We start from the raw sequence: 19,132 nt of genomic DNA, 5'->3' as shown, positions 1-19,132 counted from the left end.
TGCCGTATCACAAATTAATGCATCATAAAATTATTACATTATTTAAGAGCGAATGATAGCAAGGAAAGCTTGCTTCATGGATAGACGTTTGAAAGGAGCATAGATTGATTTTTTGAATTGTATATGCTTATGATGTACATTCAATTAAAAAGGAGAAATCATGAAGGGAGCTCTAAAATTAGTACTTGGCGGAATATGGTTGGCTGCTACAGCTTCGGGTTTTGCTACTACAACTACAACCCCGAGCGCGACAGACCTAAGCAAAAATTGGACTTGTACTACGAATGCCAGCAGTAGCTCTGTAGCTTCTGAGCAAGAAGCCGACAAAAAAATGTCCGAAACAAAAGCCTCAGCAAACGATGCATTCGCATTAGCTACAGCAAATTGCCGAGACTGCACAAAAATTACTTGCGAAGTGGATGATTAAACTTTTGAATAAGGCATAAAAATTTATGCCTTATTCCACCTCTCAGAACTAAATTAAAAGAAAATGACATAAATTTGGTTTTCTCTACTTATGTTAATCATAATTTTTTAGCAAAATAAATGGTAGGACCGCTTGAGACATTTTTTCTACTTCTTCTGGTGAACCCCTTTCTTCCGGTTATCACGAATGTGCCACTGTACTAGATTTGTCTACGCTTATTTATTCATACTGCAAGGAGTGACTAGTGCAAACCACAAATGTCAATAAAAAATTAGGTGTTTTACTTTACCCTCGGGTTCAACCTATGGATGTAATAGGTCCCTGGGAAGTATTTGCTACCTGGAAAAATATCCTTGGCGGAGCATTAGAGATGTATTTGGTCGCTGAGACTTCGGAGTTGATTCATGGAGTGAATAATATTGAGCTAAAACCTCATTGCGACTTTTCTAACTCTCCTCAGTTTGATTTTTTGCTTATCCCTGGTGGTCCTGGTCGTCGAGAACAAGTACTCAATAAAAAAGTAATCCATTTTATTAGTCAACAAGCAGCACACTGTGAATATATTTTATCAGTATGTACTGGTGTTTTTTTGCTGAGGGCAGCAAATTTATTACAAGACAAACAGGTCACTACCTATTGGCGAGCTATCAATGAGCTAAAATCGACCGGCGATGTGGAGGTTATTGAAGAGAGAATGGTCAAATCAGGAAAAATTTGGACTGCTGGAGGTGTGTCAAGTGGTATAGATTTGGCTTTAGCTTTCATTGATGAAATTGCAGGTTCTAATACAGCCGGCAAAGTCCAATTATTGTTTGAGTATTTTCCAAATAACAAGATTTATTGTCGTAAGAATATGACATCAGAGCTTCCACCCTATATTCCCCATACTCAGGAAAGCCATGAAGAGTTGCCCGATTACGTAAAAAAAATAATTGAGAAAGAACCATAAAGAAAGAATATGGTGCTCACAATCTCTCCATTCAAGAGAGAACACGTTGCATTAATAAAGATCTATTGGGATTACTTATCGAAATAACAAAAACAATATCAATATAATTAGAATTAATCCTAATAGTCCACTTGGGTAGTACCCCCAACCTCGGCTATATGGCCAAGCTGGGAAAGCTCCGATTAGTAATAAAATGAGTATAACAAGTAAGATAAGTTCCATTTAAAATTCCTCCCTTAACTTGTGAATCATCCTTGTAAAATATTCCAATGCCATAATTATAGTATTACTTTATTTATTGTGTCTGTCATGAGGATCTTTTGACATTGACGCAAAAACTATGATCAGTGATACTGGAATCTCCGGATTTGTCTTTTTTGAGGAACCTTATTAACCATTAACAAGCTCTTTTAACTCAGGATGAGGATCAAGGGAATGAGATACGCAGTGACCTATTGCGCAATGGATCATGAATTTAATGGCAATTTTTTTTGGCATAGTTGCCTTTTGCTTTCTCAATGGGATGAAAGCGGAAAGATTGAAGTTATTGATAATTGGGGTTTTTATGGTGTTCCATCAACTGTTCGTAATACGTGGTTAAGCAAGCTGAAAATCAGGTTAGGACTTGATGTTGATTTAAAAGGTAATCATGGCATGCTTCGTCACGAGGAATTACGGTTTTTGGATGTTGGTTATGGATTGCATGGAGTTACTTTTGAAATAGCTAAGGAAAATTTTGATTTATTACAACATAAATGCAAAACCATGGTTGATGAACAAAAACAAGCCATTAAGGAAGTTGTGGAATCACAGGGTTTAACTGGCAAACCAACGGAGAAAACAAGGCTCTATGAACATGAGGATCTATCCCCTATTATTTATGCGCTGGAAAAACTCAAAGCTAAGCAAACTGGACGTGAACCAAGACTTAAGCCTTTCGAATTACATTTGACCTTTTCCCTGTGGGGACCTGCATTGAATCAATCCTATACTTGTAAATCACAAGTGATTGCTTTGCTTGATAAGGTACTGTCTCCTGCACAAATTGCCCGACTCACTGAAAATGGAAAACACCCTACCGTACCAAGATACAGCGGACCTATGGAGCGTATCTATTTGCATAGTAGTGGCCCCTTACGTGAACATAAAAGATCTTCAGGCGATACAGTTTATTATCGCGATTTGCAAGATGAGGGTGTAAAATTGCATTGGACGATTCCTCCGCAAGAAATTGAAACTTTATCTGGTGAGACAATCGAATTACTACAAGTCAGTGAGGAATATCGTGATGAAGCAAAAAAGGTGATTGCTCGGTTGCAAAAACTTGAATGGCTATTTATTAACGCCGAGTTTCCTAGGAAGTATCAGCTTTACCGAAAAAATTTAATTACCCGCATCCGTGAACATTATGAGGCATTTGCGCAACTTGAGCCTAAGAAATCCACCAAAACCACGACAGGCTGGATGGGGTTCGCTTTGTCTTTGCTGTCCCTACCTAGAGATAAAGATGAACAAATGCTTCTAGAAAAAATTGCGCGAGCGAAATCCCTTTGTAATAGCCTCTACATGGCGATTGCCGATGGTTGGAAAATTTATGAGGATTGGCCAATAGAAACTGAGAGCGAAGAAACAGAAAAATCAAATCCGCTCGAAGCTATTGCTGCTTATTTAACGACAGATGATAAAAAGAGATTGTGCGCAATTGTAAGCCGAACGTATACAGAACCTTCTTTAGAGGAAGAATTTGAGGAAATAGCAGAAAACAACTTTATAGAGCAGACGACAATGATAACGATGTAGACAGACGGCATACGCAAGCATGACCTTTCGATAAGCGGTACCGTCCGCCCACTACTTAAATATTTAATGGGGTCCGGTTAGTATCCAGGCCTAGCGGATCTAGATCGTCCTCATTACTTTTCTTCTTATCACCAAAAAATCTATCTTGAGAATTCAATCTACTCTCTTGATTAGCCTGATATTGTGCTAATAAATGAAAAGCCTTAAAAATAATCTCCTCCTTGGGTAGTTGAACTCCATTTATAAGGTTCGCTGCCTGAATAAGGCTCATCCGTTTGTTATAATCTGGATTTAATAAACCTAAAATCACTTCTCTTACCGCAGGATGTACACTCGTTGATAAAACTTCTTTATCAAATTTCTCTAACTCTTTGGCCAAATAGTTCATATAATTTTGATACGGGCTACCTTTTCCTGAAAAACGTGTTTTTTGGATTTCATGTATTGGCATTTGTAATTTTTGCAATATTTCCGATGACTTGGAACCAATAAATGAAAGTAATGTGCATCCGAGTTCCCATTCATCAATAACTTTATGAGATTTCTGGCCCCTTTGAATAATTTCTTGCCTTATCTGGGGAAATTTTGCTTCAGGTGGAAGAATATTGCTTTGTAGCTTACTAGTAACTTGAACCGTTACTATATCTTTGTCATAGGCAATCCCAGTACCAAAATCGGACAAATAAACTCGCCCCTTGCTATCAAATAAAATATTCTTAAAGTGAATATCTCGGTGATAGATATTATTTTGGTGCATTTCATTGAGTACTTTTACTAGAGATTGCGTAATATGCAGGGAAATGACTTTCATTAGTAAATCACTGAGCTTAAGTTCTGATTTCCCGCTAAGTTCATCCTCACTGCTCTCTAATAACTCAGCATCGTCTTTCTCATCTTCACTGCTCTCTAATAGTTCAGCATCGCCTTTCTCATCTTCACTGCTCTCTAATAGTTCAGCATCGCCTTTCTCATCTTCACTGCTCTCTAATAGTTCAGCATCGCCTTTCTCATCTTCACTGCTCTCTAATAGTTCAGCATCGCCTTTCTCATCTTCACTGCTCTCTAACAGTTCAGCATCGCCTTTCTCATCTTCACTGCTCTCTAACAGTTCAGCATCGCCTTTCTCATCTTCACTGCTCTCTAATAGCTCATCATTATTCTCTTCATTCTCGACAATCATTTGTTCATTAATTTTACTATTTGAATAATCTTGTTTATCAAATAATTGTAACTGTTGCAGCAAATCACTTGGGAATTCTAATTTATTATTATCAATATCAGAGACAAGAAAAGATTGAAGCCCTATGAAATTCTCTCCATCCCGCAAATTCGCAATGGGCATAATCTGGAACATCACTGAATTACCTTTACTGTCAGTCGTAGTAAATACATCTATTGGTCTCATTACGCCAGTGATTTTTTTTTCACGTAAAATATCATTAAATTTATCTTCACGCTGCAATGCTTCAGCATCGAAATTAGAGTTTGACTGATTATTAATGGACTTTATTTTTTTAACAGCAAAAAAATTACCTTCTTTGTTACGTACTAATCTAACTTTCCCAAATTGTCCTTTGCCCAATACCACCTTACCTTTTAAACCTATTCCCAGCTGCTGAAATAAATGATTTGATTCCTCATCATCTAACGTACCCACCAGCTGATATTGCCTTTGTCCATCCATTGAAGTAACAACAGTGTGTTTATTTTTCGTAGTTCTTTTGTCCTGGCGCGCCCATCGTAATATCTCATCCCGGCTTTTCATTTGTACACCCTCTATTGTTCTTTAATTTGTGTTCGTATTTTAAACATTTTTGCTTAAGAGAAGATTAATTTTGATAGACATGGCTAAATAGCGCTTTGTACTGGACAGTTTTTTTCAGGTTAATTTGCAACCATTTGGAATAATTAATAAATTAATAAATTGTTTTGTATTGATTTTGAAGTTGGTCAACAAGTCACGCAGGGTATCGAGACCTGCGCGAGCAAAGTCTAAAAGCGACAATCCTTTCAACTGCCGAATTTAGAATTAAAGAACTCTAATAGATCAGTATTAATTTGGTCTTTATGGGTAGAGCAAATACCATGAGAACCACCCTTGTAAATTTTTAATTCTGAATTTTTCAATAACTTTTTTGATAGCAAAGATGAATTTCCTATGGGTACGATTTGATCTTCATCGCCATGGATTAGTAAAACAGGCACATTTATTTTTTGGAGATCTTGAGTAAAATCGGTTTCAGAGAATGCTTTAATGCAATCAAATATACTTTTTAATCCCCCTTGCACTCCTTGGACCCAAAAAGTATCTTTCAATCCCTGAGATACATTGTCTCCTTTGCTGGTACCGTAAAATGCAGCAGGTAACTCTTGAAAAAATTGAGACCTATCCGATAAAACGTTTTGGCGAATATCGTCAAACACGTCTATGGATATGCCATTTGGGTTGGTGGTGGTTTTTAACATAAGTGGTGGAACTGCACTAATCAATACCGCTTTGGCAACTCTAGTATCCCCATGCCTTGCAATATAACGCACTACCTCACCACCGCCCGTAGAATGACCAACATGAATAACATTTTCTAGCTTAAGCGCTTGGACCAGTCTTGCTAAGTCATCAGCATAGGTATCCATGTCATTGCCTTCAAAGTTATGAGTAGAGCGGCCGTGACCCCGACGATCATGAGCAATGCAACGATACCCTTTTGCGGCAAGAAATAGCATTTGATCTTCCCACGCATCGGATGATAATGGCCATCCGTGACTGAAAACGATGGGTTGTCCTGTGCCCCAATCTTTATAATATAATGTTATATCGTTTGAATTTTCCCTACCTACTGTTACATATCCCATTTATATACCCCTATCCTAGCTCCATCATTACACATCTGGTAAAAAAAACCCGGATTACGACTTCATATAATCCGGGTTACGTTGCGTATTACTTCTCTGCTGCTCGCTTATCTTGAATTAAGCCAAGCTTCTTTGAATAAGCTGAGCTTGTTTGAGATGTTGTACAACGTGGGTGCGAGTGATCTCTAGCTGTCTTCTCAATAGCGGATTGGTTGCCTCGTTTAATAGCTTATGATCAATTAATTGCAATGCTGCAGTGTGATCTTTTACCATGGCAGCAATATATGCTCTTTCAAAAGCTACACCACTTAGGCGATTCAAGCTCGCTAACTCTTGTCTACCTTTTCGTTTAAGCATCATAGCAACGTTGCCATTTGCAGGAGGAACACCCATTCTTTGGCTTAGATTCAGCGTTTCCTGTAAATTTTGACTATGGGCTTTATTCATCCATGCTGCATAATTTTTAACGGCTGGATTAGCGGCTTTTTGTTGAGCTGCTGTTGCTGCTGCAATTTCATTTTGATTTAGCACAATCAAACCGCCCAAAATTTTAGCATCTACTTGCGCCTGTGCAGGTGTAACAACCACATTAGCTGGCGGATTGTTAAAATCATTAGCAGGGTTGGAAACGGGTGTACATCCTGATGCTAAAAGAATAGCGCTACAGGTTAATGAAAAAAGAAGTTTTGATTTCATCAAATATCCTTATTAGTTATCCTCGAACAGAATTAAGATACAACAGAAATAAATAAAAAAATACTCTAAAAATGAAATACTTTTTAGTTTATTTGACTCTTAGATGCTAATAGACTACTCATTAAACATGAGCATTATATTTTTGTTCTTTTTATTCGAAGTTAAACATTTAATCGTTGATTTCTTTTTCCAACATAGTCCCTACATCTATCAAAATAAGGGAATCTATGGTCATCTTGGTGGCATTCTTCATGCTCTTTATCATATTTTTGGAAGTTATTTAATTTTGGTCTTTTCAAGCTTCTTTCTTTCTTATAGTGCTTGTTGGCCAGTTTTAAATTTATCATTGGATTTAGGTTTTTTAATTCTTGCGATCTTAGAAGGTATTGTTCATTACCATATTGATTGGTTAAAAATAAAAATTAATAACAGAATGAAATGGCAACCTACTTCAGATTATCAATTTTGGGATTTGTTAGGTGTTGATCAATTTCTCCATCATTTAACCTATATTGTATTCGTTCTTGTTATTAGTAAAAGCGTATTTCTAGGTGCTAACTAGCAAGCGTTCCTTCTGTATATAATGAGCTTGCTACAGCGTAGTAAACTACTTAGTAATCATAAGGAATTAAAAATGCATATACAAGGGTCCTGCCACTGTCGTGCAGTAGAATTTGAATGTGAAAGTCGCTCACCTTATCCCTATATGCGTTGTTATTGCTCAATCTGTAGGAAAACGGCGGGGGGTGGTGGTTATGCCATTAATATCATGGCCATTGCGAATACTCTCAGTGTAAAAGGAAAGGAATTTATTTCTGTCTATCATGCCCGCCTTAATCCGGAGAAAAAAGAGAAGTCAAAAGAAAGTTCCGGTGCTAGACACTTCTGTAAACGGTGTGCAAGCTATTTATGGATATCTGATCCAGAATGGCCAGAGCTGATACATCCCTTTGCCTCTGCAATTGATACACCGCTGCCAACTTCCCCAGAAATTATTCATATGATGGTCAAATATAAGGCAAATTGGTATGAACTCCCTATTAGCAAACAAGATATTTTTTATCCAGAATATCCTCCCTTGTCTATCGAGGAATGGCATAAAAAACATAATCTTTGGCTGGATTAGACTTTTGTAGGACCATCTAATCTTATTGATTTTTTACTTCATAAATTAGACTAGCGAATATTTTTACTTGTCTAAAAAGAATTTAATAATGAAATTAGAGGACAAAAACGCTCAAAAAGAATCCCCAAAAAATAGATTTTTTACAGAGATTCCCCAAGATAAGGCAACTGAGACAATACCTCCTATGAGAGCAGTAATAATAGCCGATATCGAAGAGTTAGAAGACGTTGAATCGCTCTCTAATCGTCCCTGATTTTAGAAAATAACTTGAAGTCGGATAATTTTCCTTGGGATAAATTATCTGCTATCCCAGAAAACGGGATAGCAGATAAATTACAGAAAGCCTATCAAAGTAAATTTCTTGATAACTTTATCGCGTTGATGCGTATGCTGGGCAAGTGCTTTATGAAGATGATAAAGACACTAAGCAGTGCTTATGATCTCGATCAAATAAGCATGCGCTTTTTTGCGCATAAACTAGAGGGGGCTTTCGCTGATCTAGTTGTGACGGGAAGAGCTGTGGCAACACCAAGGTGAGCTCGTCACTCTTGAGCGTAACGAGATCCCCCGAGATTCAGGAAACCCTTCGTCGCAAGCTCCTCAGAATGAACCCACAAGAGGGTCTCAGTCATTCTGAGGGGCTGTCCGAGGACTTGGATTAGTCTATTTATTTCTTGATACAGCAACGCCTATTACTGCCGCCGCCGTTAATACTGCCACTCCTAATCCAATATTACTCATAGAGAAAAACGTATATCGATTCGTTTGCACTTCTTTTTCCAAAGACAATTGCTTTTCTTTCCTCAAAGCTAAACGCCCCTTTATGTTTTCTTTAGATTCATAAAAAGTTGGATTATTTAAAATGAGTTCGCCGCTCGGTGTTATTGGTTTTCCCATAAGTGATGCTGCTTCAACTTCTGAATAACCCTCTTTTATTAATTGAGTTATAGCTTTATCAACTTTCGCTTTAGAAGGAGTTGCACTGGTCCCAAATGTAAGAGAATCCATATCCATTTTCCCTTCCTCTTTCTTATCATTCCATGAAACCTTTTTTTTCTTCTTATCTGATTCAATTATCTCTGCTACTTCTTTCTCATCTAACATGTGAATCTCTCTATCTTATTAGTTAAAATTTAACCGATTTTAATTATAAATAATTAAGGAAATATGAAGTTCAACATGCTATCGAAAAAATTTGTGCTGAAAAAAATCAAAAATGACTTCTTTGCGAGCATTAGCGAAGCAATCCAGATCGAACTTTGAACAAAGATTTGTACTAGATTGCTTCACTTCGTCGTTCGCAATGACGGTATAAAAAATTTTTTCTTGTGCAGAGATCGAAAAGTGGGGATAAGTAGACTATTATACAAGCTATTCCGAATAGATTATTGGAAAATCTTGTGCTGATTTTTGTTTTACCCAATCTAAAATAGCAGAAGGTAATCTATCTTTATAATTAACATCATTAGTGAAATATTTAATTTGATTATTATCAATAGCTGCAGCCCAAATATCATTATTGCTTAGCAAGATAATGCAGTCTGTTTGCCCTACTCCACGTAAATAGCCATAGCGAACAGAAGCTTCAGGAGTAGTACTTTTTTCATCTGAATCGGTCGCTAATCCACAATTATTTACAAAAAGAAGATAGTCTTTTCCCGTCATCTTTTTAAACTGCAACTCTTGAAGATTAGTGTCCAAAAAACCAGCCTCCTTCAATGTAAATAATTTTTTTTGACCATCTTTCACATAATTACCATCAAAAATAACACCATTTCCTGCATAATAATTACAGCTGTTGTTACTTTCCAAAGTAAGCTTTTTATTTATAAGTCGAAATAGTATTTGGCAAGGGATTTCTAATTCACTATTGTTAACCATTGCTATTGCATCATTTCCAATAAATAATGCGTTGCCTCCTTCTATTTCACCAGTATTTCCACCATTTGTTGCAGAAATTGAAAATTTAAATCCTTCTTCATTTTCTTGAGTAATATTTAACTCTGAGGAAGCGTATTGATGACTAAAATCTGCCAGCCATTTTCCTTCTAGTTTTTGATCTTTTAAAAGTGAAGAATGAAGTGGAATAGTCATTAAATCAGAAATTCTTTTCTCATAAGCCTGAACAAGACAAGAGGCTGTTTGACAGTTATTACGTTCTGTTAGCCATTTTTTTTGACTATCCAGCAAATTTTTTTTGGTATCAGGCGATGTGGTATCAGAGAGTTGATGATACAAAAGAGACATATAACTATCTAGAATGCCTAATTTCGAAGAATTACAAATTAATTTTTCTACTGGGGTTTGATTTTTTTTACACTCAAAACTTGCTGCCTTCCCTGTAAAACTAATAATAAGTAACCATAAAGATAAAGATATCGAAAAAATTGGATAGTTAGGCATACTATTCCAAGAAGAATAACTTGAATAAATAATAGCCTATCTTTCAAGAGTTTTAAAATTCAATCTTGATTACCCACCGTATTAGATATTGTTGTGTGAAACAAAAATTGATTAAACACATTATCTATATTTAAATAAAACATTGGGTTGTAAAGATTTATCCCTAACACGTTTGCTAACCCAGTCATTTGATCGAAGTTAGCAAACAGGTGAGAAACATAATGAAAATAAAGATCATTTTTTTAATCCACATTCTCTTGCTGTCTACAAAGTTTGCTTTTGCAAACGATTCGACTGCTGAATTAGCCACCGGAGGATTGGTTTTTACCAAAAATCCCTCTATTGCATTGCAATCAGAGAAACTCTATTTGTCGTTAAAGAAAGTTCGAGTTCACTATATTTTCTTTAATAAATCAGATAAGCCTATAAAGGTCACTGTAGCCTTCCCATTACCTCTAATTAAAAGCTACCGTTATGATAGACAACTCTCGGAATGGCCTGTCGACGATCCTAATAACCCTGTCGGCTTTATCACTCGCGTAAATAATCAACCAATTAAGATGTCTATCTATCAGAAAGCCATTGCTAAAAATAAGGATCAGACCGCTTTACTCAAAAAATATGGTATCCCTCTATCACCAGGATACAGTAAAACCAGGCAAGCTTTACTCAACCTTCCTAAACAACAATGGTCGGAATTAGAAGCACTTGGTCTAATTTGGCTAGAAGAATTTGACGATGGCAAAGGCATGAGAAAAGAACCACAGCCAGGATGGGATTTAAAAACCATTTATACCTGGGAACAAACATTTCCCCCGAAACAAGCTATTACTATTGAGCATGAGTACCAACCAGTCATTGGTTCAACGGCAGGTACCAGCATAGGTGCTCCTTACGCAGTTCATGAAGAAGGGTATAAAAAATATATGAAGAAGTATTGTGTTAGCGAGACCATGCAAAAAAGCCTGGCCGCTAAAAATAAAGAAGGCGGAATTCCTTATACTGAAAGCAGACTTGCCTATATTCTAAAGACAGGCGCCAATTGGGCAGGACCTATCGATGATTTTACTCTTATCATTGATAAGGGTAATAAAAGCAATCTAATCAGTTTTTGTGGGAAAGAGAAGGCCAAAAAAATCACGGATACCCAGTTCCAAATAATAAAGAAGGATTTTCTACCAGCTCATAATCTGCATATTCTTTTCCTTATTCCTTATGCTGATCAGAGGTAAAGAAATTGCTGATAAGAATCAAAGATTACTTCGTTTAATGTGTGATTAAACTTGCCTTAGTACTTCAATGGCAATGGTAGAGATTGCCAAGAAATATCACATTAAATATTATACGAAATGGTTATTTATTAAACATATTATCTATAATTAAGTAAAATATGTTGGGTATAAATTATGTTTTCTTATAAATCGATTATTATCAGCATAATTACACTCTTGCTGGTTCAAAATATACATGCGGCTAATAATAGTTCCAATGTTATTTTGACTTCTGTTATCCGTGTTATGCAACAATGCTACGAGGAAAAACATAAGACTGGTGCTCAATTGGCTCAATGCATGGCTGAGGTATTTAATAAAGCCCCTAACCCTGAACATTACGAAATTAAACTTACAGGAGATGTACCGGGCGATGTGAGCCTTCTTCTCTATAATCAAGCAGGCTACAGAATAAATTGTGCGATATCTGCACAAAAAACAATTTTAGTGAAGTACTGCACTAGTTACCAATCTGCACCTTTGACAGAGGGCCAAGAGATGTCAATTATTCCACCTAATTAAGGTTAAAACCATGGTTGAAAAAATTCTCTACCTTCCTGATTTTTTGACTTGTTCTTTGCCTCTTTTTCTGCGGAATCTTTGTTGTCTTTTTGATCAGAAGAATCTTTTTTAGAGGTCTCACCACTAGCTTGAGTCCCATCTGTTGCCGTATCCTGCTGATTATTTGATGCCAATTGCATACCGTGTATCTTTTCAAGCACGAGTGAAGAAGGTGGCGCTTTAACAGCGGCTACAACTTCTTGAGTTGGTGCTTTTTTATCGCTGGTTACAATGTCTTGAAGTTTCCTGCCGGCAAAATTGGTATTCACAGCTAATGCAAAAATGATTAAGCCATTGAACATAAAGTAAATAATATTTTCTATAAATGAAGCGGCAAATTGCATCAAAATAGGAATGATAATTATAAAACTTAATACTAAAGCAGTCCATTTTTGCGGTATCATAAATTCAACCCACATGGTATTTGCAATAACCATAACAACGCTTCCGGCCACACCGGGAGTTAGCATTGATCGTGGATTTAAAAAATCTTTCCATTTCATATACTTTCCCTCTGAATTATGGATGACACTATTTGTGAATGTCATCCCTAAACCTCTACCACTAAATAGCGATATTCACCCAGAGTGCTGCATGATCGGATGCAGCATCGTTCTCTGTTTCTATAGTAGGCAGGTGTGGAAATAATGTTCCATGTTTCCCGCCCCAAACTCCTCTACGTTCGATACCACCCTTCTCCACTTTATCAGCAAGCTTAGGAGACATCAAAATGTAATCAAGCTTGGCTGACGCTGTACCATTGCCATGTGTACCAGGGCGACCATCGCCTAAAAATTTTGTATGGGTCATGATATCAGTCAATGTTGATCCTTCCCGGACGAGTGGATCCATCGCTGCTTCATTAGACGCAGCATTTAAATCACCCACTACAGCGATGTAATCAAATCCTTCAGTAAGACGCGCTTCATAGATATCACGCACACGCCTGGATTGACGGAGTCGTTTAGCCGCTGATTCAACAAAACTGCCATAACCTTTGCTTTTGAAATGATTGACTAATAAAAGCAAGGTATTCCCTAGTGCTGTTTTAATTTCGTATTCGGCACAATCACGACTGAATATTGTCCCTTTCTCGTCGGTATCATCGATATGGCTATACATACCTATTATTTCATAAGGACTCTTCGTCATAATCCCCACATCGATGCCGCGTGTATCATTGCCGTCAATAAGCATGACATGGTTAAATGGTGTTATTTCAACAAACGGTAACACTTCGCGGTTAAAATGATTGAGGCCAATGCGATCCTCCGCTTCTATGATGCACAATATATCGGTTTCAAGGAGCCCTATTACACGTGCTATATTCTCAGTTGCTTTTCCCTTAATGGGTTCTTTTTCAAGTTCAAACCAACCAATCCATTCATGACGGCTTGAAACAGCAATTTCAGGCGGTTTATTTCTAGGTCTAACAAGCAATTTGCCGCGAATCTCTCTTAAGCGAATGAAGGTGCCTTCTCCTTTTGTAAGAAGCCCATCATGACGCTCCATAATTGCTAATAATTTAGACTTAATCTCCTGCGTGTAAACATCCCTTTGTATTAACTCATTCAATTGTTTGAAGTCTTCAAGAATGGCAGCTCCCATACTCCAATCGCCTAAATTCATTGCTTTAGCACGTTCGAACAAGTTTTCAACATTAAACGTTGCCAACCGCATGTCATCATCTCCTTGAGAATCACTCATGTTAACTAGGGAACAACGTCCCTAAGCTTGTTCTAATTATGATCTTGGATAAGCCTCCAAATGATTAAGAATATAAGGGTAGACATCGTTGACTGCATTTTTTCCAAAAATACAGTCAATATGACCATAGCCTGGAATTAGATGTCGTTCATAAAAAGCGGTGCCATTTTTTTCTTGCAGTAGTTGATACGTTACAGCCGTGCTTTCGGGCAGAAAACAGCGATTTTCTGTTCCATGAATAAACGTAATAGGCAGCGCTAAGCGTTCTAAATAAGGCAAGTAACTCTCTTTACCTTCTGCGTTTACAATATGTCCTTTGCGAATCATTAAAGCTAAATGCTCAAAGGATTTAAGATTAGCAAAGCCAAACATTTCATGAAGTGAGTCATGAGTCATTTGATTCAATTGTGTGTGTTCATACAATGGACCATATAAAAAGGAGATGCGCCGACACACTGCACTTTGACACTGCTCTTTCAAAAACGGATTAATGAATTTAAGAGCACTATCAGCAAGCTGTTGCTGCCAATTTTCATTGACGTCAGCATAAGCAGTTAAAGAAGAAATACCCAACGACTTCAAAACAGAAGGTAGGTATATACCTGCTTTTATTTTCGCAGACCGAGGCGCAACAATATTAGCCGCAATTTGTGAGAAGAGAATTGAACGAACCCCTTGTAACCCTGCCAGCATGGCCATGCACAATGTGGTGGCCCCAAAACAATGCGCTACCATCTGTACACTTCTGGCATTGGTGACTTCAAGAACTTTGGCAACTGCAGCCGGGTAATCATAAAGAGCAATATCATCAGCACTAAAGGAAAGATGGTTTGTCGGCAAAGCAATGCTTGCGCGATAGTCAAGCAACCATACATCGTAACCCGCTGCAAAAAGGTATTCCAAGAGGTTCGTCTCTATCGTATCGATTGAAAAAATCAGACTCGATACACCAAGACCATGCAACATAATGACAGGCCCCTTATCTCCACCCCTATAACGAGTCAGGAGCAGGTGCTGTTCATCGGTAGTTGTTGCAAAATGGACTTCCGGCTTATTCACGCGCAGTATTCGTTTTTGCCGAGGAGGCGCGTTAGGGTCAAAAAAGGATGTCTTTGCTAAAACTCCACCATAAATTGGGTAGAGAGTACCTGCAAAAAAATGACCAAACCGTGCTTTTGCCGCAAGGATCGCAATCGGATCGTGTGTATTTAAAATACGCATCGTTGTGAGTTGATGTAAAAAATCAGTAGGTAGAATCTTTAAAATACCTTTGCCGCAAATACATTTCTCCTTGTTTGTATCATAAACGGTGACATTCAGTGTGGTGGTGTCTTGCCAAATATCAAAGCGAGGATCATTATGGATGAGTTTAAAGCCATCAAATTCGTATTTATTACCTTCCACAGCGTTTAGTTTAAATTGATAAATCATTTTCTTAGTGTCTACATTACTTTGATCGGCAGTAAAAAGCTGGAATTCTCCTTTTTCAATAACTAAAGGTTCTTTAGAGAAAGCAGGAATCGACACCTCACCAATAATTTTTGCTTGGTGTTGCGGGTCTGCTAGCATCTTGTCCAGATCATCGGTAACAATGGTCACTGTGAATTCCATAGGCATTGATTTTTCATCCACATAAGCACTTTGATAGTCACTTAAGACAGTCGTTGATAGACGACCACGCATCGTTTCGGTAAATAATAAGCCAACTGCCTTTGCGTCAGATGGAACAGGCTTTTGCATAGAAGAAGGCAGTGTATAGTCAATCGTCCAAAACCGATCTTTTGCTAAAAGGCTAACCATACGTTCAGCTAATGCTGAGATAGTTAATAAAGGATTGACACCAAGTGACCGAGGTATGATGGCCCCATCACATACATATAAACTATCGTAAACAGTATCCCCTACTGTGTTGCAAAATACCTGTCCTTTATGATTGACCACCCCTTTTGCAGCATCATCGCTCATCACACAGCCGCCAAGTGGATGCACGGTGACTAGCGTATGTTCGCTCGTTTCACTCCATACAGGGTTAGAAATAAACGTTCCCCCTAAAGGTTGTGTAGCCTTTTCCAATACCTGATTGACATGCGCAAAAACCGATTGCTCTCCTACTTTAGGCCAACTGATACACAATTGATTGTTATCTAAAAGCAACTTTCCTTCTTTAGTATCATGAGACATCACTAAAAATATTTGCGTATGATCAATTGCACCAGAATACGGCCCATGAATAAGGCTTTCTAGTTCTCTGTGAATAGACCTCTTTCCAAACTCGCTGAGTTTGGAAAGAGGTCTATTGTTCTTATGGGAGTTTGTCTCTTTAAGATCACTTGCTTGCAATTTGGCAGAAAGCGCCATTATTTTGGGTAAAAAGGTGGCCATGCCTCCTGGTACAGAACCTTCTTCAATCACCATTCCTTCATCCAGCTGAGGACGATTGCGCATATCGATAATACCGGTAATACAAGGGCCAACAGGCGTTCTTCCTTCTGGAGAACGTGATCCGAAACCAATACTATGAATGGGATCTTTGTTGTTGTAACTGAAGGCAAGAACATCGCCATTTCCGCTAAAATACTCCCCAACCTTCTCAGAGAGTTTTAACCCCTTTATTTTTGATCGCAGCAGGATCTCTGTTGAACCGAATGTGCCCGCTGCCAAAATAACAAGATCCGCAGTAATAAAATGCTTACGTTGATGCAAGCCACCCTCTTCTGATAGATCTTGATAATAAATAACCCATCGCTCGTCTATGCGTTCTAAATATTGCACGGCAATTTGCGTAAAAATAAATGCACCGTGGTTTTTAGCATCAGGCAAGTAATTCATTATGAGAGTATTTTTTGCAGCATAATTGCATCCTGATACACAATCACCACATAACTTGCAGGCATGTTGGGTAACACCAACGTGATTAATGCCCTCCTGAAAGGTCACATTTATGGGTGGGCGATAAAACGTCTCTTGCAGGGAAGCAGCCGACTTCTCCAGGGCCTGCATTTTGGCAAGTGGTGGAAATGCTTCGGGATAAGGTGTTGGTTTCAGCATTTCTTCAGCATACTTGTACCCTTCTTCGAGAAGGGTTGATACCTCATTCCTTAATGCTTTCGGCCAACAAGGATCCTCAAAGACACGTTTTTCTGCGCGCAAAGAAACATTCGCATTAACAAGTGAAGTCCCCCCTAAGCCACAACCTACAAAGGCACTGATTTCTTTATCAAAATACACATGATAAAGACCTGTAGGCGAGCCACGACAGTCTGGTAGACCACTGATTTGGAGATTTTTAAGCATGTCTAACTCATTATTGGGGTATTCTCCAACCCTAAATTCTCTACCCTTTTCTAGAAGGCATACACGTTGTCCAGCACGAGTAAGTCTTGAGGCAGCAATGGAACCCCCATAGCCCGATCCAATAACCACAATAGGATAATGAGCTTGCAATGCATAATGAGGAGAAGAAAGTCTTGACATCACTGGAATCCTCCCTACTTATGCCTATGAATTTTAAAGGGCTTTTCGATAAGTTCCGGGGTGGTTGCTTTCGGATCATCAGGTATCAAGTCAGGGCCCGTGACATTTGGATCTCGCATTTTCCATTTACGTGGCACTCTTCGCACCCCAATTGGATAAATGGTCACACCCGTGGGTTCAATTTTTATTCTAAGAAAATTCTTCCAGTCTTGAATGGCAAGAGAAGAAAAAGCCTCATTACTATGGCGACCAAACACATTCAACGATATCAATAAATAGATACCCATAATAAAGGATCCAATGATCCACCCTCCTATAAAAATCAGTACCCCTGTTAACAGCAATTGGGGTGTAGAATCATATGAAAAGCCAAGATAACTGGAGAACAAAATAGCCGCCCATCCTAAAAGAAATGCGGCAAACAAATGAGTGATACTGTGGAGAGAGCCCGCAATAATACGGTAGTAACGTGAATGCGTATCAGTAAACATAATGAAACCCAAAATAACTGCAACAACCCAAAATAGTCCCATGGGTGTTTTTAATGCTTCATTAATTACCCTACTGATAACTGTTCCCAAATCACTTATGCCAAAACCGCTTAAATCGGTTTTTACTGACCAGCTTGTGAGCACGTAAAATAGACCCGTTATGATCCCAAAATAGGGGTTTAAGAAAAGAAAACCAACGTTTCGCCAACATAATTTTTTTGATGTGGCTGGATCAGGAAAACTTTTCTTCAGAGTAAAATCGCCCGGCAAGACGGATACATCCTGACCATGGGTAGGATGAAGAAATGCCCCACCACCGCCTGCGATAATTTTTTGTACGCCCTTAGGATTTTCATGTCTGCGATAATGATGCAAATCGCCGGTAAGAAAAATGAGAACTTTATCTTTAAATAAGGTATCTTCTAGAAAGGCTAGATTATTTTCATTGTACTCTGGATCAACGTCACCATAGAATTTCGCAAAAATCCACTCAGGCTCAGCCGTGCAGAGAATCACCTTGTCCTGTTCATCCATTCGTGAAGCAATAAATTTTAAAAATTTTATCTGCATATCATCGATATCTGAACTCAGTTGCATATCAGTGCCAATGAGCCACCAATGGTAGGGTAATTTTATGGCAAAATAACTTCGATCCTGTTTCGTGCACCAACCAGCAAACCAACGTTTTGCGCAAAATAAACGTGTAAAAGCGACAAGACTATCATACCAGTCATGATTGCCGGGGATGACATAGAGATCCGGATGCGGTTCTGTTGTTTCACGAAGTGCTGTCGTGTACGGAACAACAAGTCGTTTTTTGTACTGACTACGACTCGCTGTCGGATAGACAGTATCACCACCAAAAATTAAGATTGAACCACGCTTCGTCCCGTGGCTGATTCCATGTTCATCCTGTATAGTCAAATGAGATTGAGCAATGGTGTAGGCAATCGTATACGTTGAATTCCAGCCATCACCTAAATCAGCAACATAATCTATCCAAAATTCTTTTTGTCCTTCTATGTGTGAGTAATCATAAAATGTATTGCTATCAGGTAGCGAAAGCGCTTCAATTAGACGGTAATCTGCATGCCTACCAAACACCAATGAAATAACAACATCGATTGCGGTTTTACAAAGCTGTGCAGGATCATACCAAGCCACCATTTTTTGCTGCTGAGGGAGCTGTGATTTATTCTTGGACATATCCGTGTCATTCCTTACATGATCAGCAATTATCCATTTGTCCTTATTTAAATCAATTTTAGGCTTAAATAACTAGAAATTCAATGAGCATATATTGCTCATTATGTAATGATTCTTGACAGATATCTAATTTAAAATAGACTAAATATACAAAAGCAATATTTTCTT

The 19,132-nt window shown here is 38.1% G+C and carries 18 protein-coding genes; 8 read left to right on the top strand and 10 right to left on the bottom strand.

What is annotated here, in order from left to right; translation table 11 throughout:
* The first annotated feature begins 160 nt into the window (after positions 1-160).
* Together CKV79_RS05820 and CKV79_RS05815 are read left to right on the top strand one after the other, a co-directional pair.
* Complete coding sequence (locus tag CKV79_RS05820; protein WP_028373647.1) at positions 161-427, top strand: hypothetical protein; 267 nt, start codon at positions 161-163, stop codon at positions 425-427.
* Positions 428-671: 244 nt separating this feature from the next.
* Positions 672-1,376 (top strand): DJ-1/PfpI family protein, encoded by a 705-nt coding sequence (locus CKV79_RS05815; RefSeq protein WP_028373648.1) that lies wholly within the window; start codon positions 672-674, stop codon positions 1,374-1,376.
* 75 nt (positions 1,377-1,451) lie between these two features.
* On the opposite strand, the gene CKV79_RS05810 is transcribed toward CKV79_RS05815, so the two are convergent.
* Positions 1,452-1,598 carry a DUF3309 domain-containing protein gene (locus CKV79_RS05810; RefSeq protein ID WP_081778093.1) on the bottom strand — a complete coding sequence of 49 codons (147 nt, stop codon included), beginning with the start codon at positions 1,596-1,598 and terminating at the stop codon, positions 1,452-1,454.
* Positions 1,599-1,811: 213 nt separating this feature from the next.
* Here CKV79_RS05810 and CKV79_RS05805 point away from each other — a divergent pair, with 213 nt between their 5' ends.
* Positions 1,812-3,176, top strand: a complete 1,365-nt coding sequence (locus CKV79_RS05805; RefSeq protein WP_028373649.1) for a hypothetical protein — start codon at positions 1,812-1,814, stop codon at positions 3,174-3,176.
* A gap of 55 nt (positions 3,177-3,231) precedes the next feature.
* Here the strand turns inward: CKV79_RS05805 and CKV79_RS05800 are convergent, their stop codons facing one another.
* The 3 genes from CKV79_RS05800 to CKV79_RS05790 all read right to left on the bottom strand — a co-directional run bounded on the left by CKV79_RS05800 (position 3,232) and on the right by CKV79_RS05790 (position 6,725).
* Positions 3,232-4,941 carry a protein kinase domain-containing protein gene (locus CKV79_RS05800; RefSeq protein ID WP_095141741.1) on the bottom strand — a complete coding sequence of 570 codons (1,710 nt, stop codon included), beginning with the start codon at positions 4,939-4,941 and terminating at the stop codon, positions 3,232-3,234.
* Positions 4,942-5,186: 245 nt separating this feature from the next.
* Positions 5,187-6,029, bottom strand: a complete 843-nt coding sequence (locus CKV79_RS05795) for an alpha/beta fold hydrolase (protein WP_028373651.1) — start codon at positions 6,027-6,029, stop codon at positions 5,187-5,189.
* A gap of 117 nt (positions 6,030-6,146) precedes the next feature.
* Positions 6,147-6,725: a DUF4142 domain-containing protein gene (locus CKV79_RS05790; RefSeq protein ID WP_051546192.1), complete on the bottom strand. Its 579-nt coding sequence runs from the start codon at positions 6,723-6,725 to the stop codon at positions 6,147-6,149.
* 127 nt (positions 6,726-6,852) lie between these two features.
* Here CKV79_RS05790 and CKV79_RS05785 point away from each other — a divergent pair, with 127 nt between their 5' ends.
* The 3 genes from CKV79_RS05785 to CKV79_RS05775 all read left to right on the top strand — a co-directional run bounded on the left by CKV79_RS05785 (position 6,853) and on the right by CKV79_RS05775 (position 8,388).
* Positions 6,853-7,287: a DUF3307 domain-containing protein gene (locus CKV79_RS05785; RefSeq protein WP_035915762.1), complete on the top strand. Its 435-nt coding sequence runs from the start codon at positions 6,853-6,855 to the stop codon at positions 7,285-7,287.
* Positions 7,288-7,359: 72 nt separating this feature from the next.
* Complete coding sequence (locus CKV79_RS05780; protein WP_028373652.1) at positions 7,360-7,851, top strand: GFA family protein; 492 nt, start codon at positions 7,360-7,362, stop codon at positions 7,849-7,851.
* Positions 7,852-8,118: 267 nt separating this feature from the next.
* On the top strand, positions 8,119-8,388 hold the full coding sequence (locus CKV79_RS05775) for a hypothetical protein (protein ID WP_028373653.1): 270 nt from the start codon (positions 8,119-8,121) through the stop codon (positions 8,386-8,388).
* Positions 8,389-8,514: 126 nt separating this feature from the next.
* Here CKV79_RS05775 and CKV79_RS05770 read toward each other — a convergent pair whose 3' ends face one another.
* Positions 8,515-8,955 carry a hypothetical protein gene (locus CKV79_RS05770; RefSeq protein WP_028373654.1) on the bottom strand — a complete coding sequence of 147 codons (441 nt, stop codon included), beginning with the start codon at positions 8,953-8,955 and terminating at the stop codon, positions 8,515-8,517.
* Between the two features lie 267 nt (positions 8,956-9,222).
* Complete coding sequence (locus tag CKV79_RS05765) at positions 9,223-10,254, bottom strand: lysozyme inhibitor LprI family protein (protein ID WP_028373655.1); 1,032 nt, start codon at positions 10,252-10,254, stop codon at positions 9,223-9,225.
* A gap of 221 nt (positions 10,255-10,475) precedes the next feature.
* On the opposite strand from CKV79_RS05765, the gene CKV79_RS05760 reads away from it, so the two are divergent.
* Together CKV79_RS05760 and CKV79_RS05755 are read left to right on the top strand one after the other, a co-directional pair.
* Positions 10,476-11,486 (top strand): DUF4424 family protein, encoded by a 1,011-nt coding sequence (locus CKV79_RS05760; protein ID WP_028373656.1) that lies wholly within the window; start codon positions 10,476-10,478, stop codon positions 11,484-11,486.
* Positions 11,487-11,660: 174 nt separating this feature from the next.
* Entirely contained in the window at positions 11,661-12,047 is a 387-nt protein-coding gene (locus CKV79_RS05755) for a hypothetical protein (protein ID WP_028373657.1), read from the top strand.
* Between the two features lie 2 nt (positions 12,048-12,049).
* Here the strand turns inward: CKV79_RS05755 and CKV79_RS05750 are convergent, their stop codons facing one another.
* The 4 genes from CKV79_RS05750 to CKV79_RS05735 form a co-directional block, all read right to left on the bottom strand.
* Positions 12,050-12,589 (bottom strand): hypothetical protein, encoded by a 540-nt coding sequence (locus tag CKV79_RS05750; protein ID WP_028373658.1) that lies wholly within the window; start codon positions 12,587-12,589, stop codon positions 12,050-12,052.
* A 61-nt stretch (positions 12,590-12,650) separates the two neighbouring features.
* Complete coding sequence (locus CKV79_RS05745; RefSeq protein ID WP_028373659.1) at positions 12,651-13,766, bottom strand: endonuclease/exonuclease/phosphatase family protein; 1,116 nt, start codon at positions 13,764-13,766, stop codon at positions 12,651-12,653.
* Positions 13,767-13,829: 63 nt separating this feature from the next.
* Positions 13,830-17,267 (bottom strand): alpha/beta fold hydrolase, encoded by a 3,438-nt coding sequence (locus CKV79_RS05740; protein WP_028373660.1) that lies wholly within the window; start codon positions 17,265-17,267, stop codon positions 13,830-13,832.
* 14 nt (positions 17,268-17,281) lie between these two features.
* Entirely contained in the window at positions 17,282-18,964 is a 1,683-nt protein-coding gene (locus tag CKV79_RS05735; RefSeq protein ID WP_051546193.1) for a metallophosphoesterase family protein, read from the bottom strand.
* Between the last annotated feature and the right edge of the window lie 168 nt (positions 18,965-19,132).

This window comes from Legionella lansingensis, assembly GCF_900187355.1.
In the GTDB taxonomy this organism is placed as follows: Bacteria; Pseudomonadota; Gammaproteobacteria; order Legionellales; family Legionellaceae; genus Tatlockia; species Tatlockia lansingensis.
Note: the sequence above shows the minus strand (reverse complement) of the source record. Positions and strands in the feature narration are given on the sequence as shown.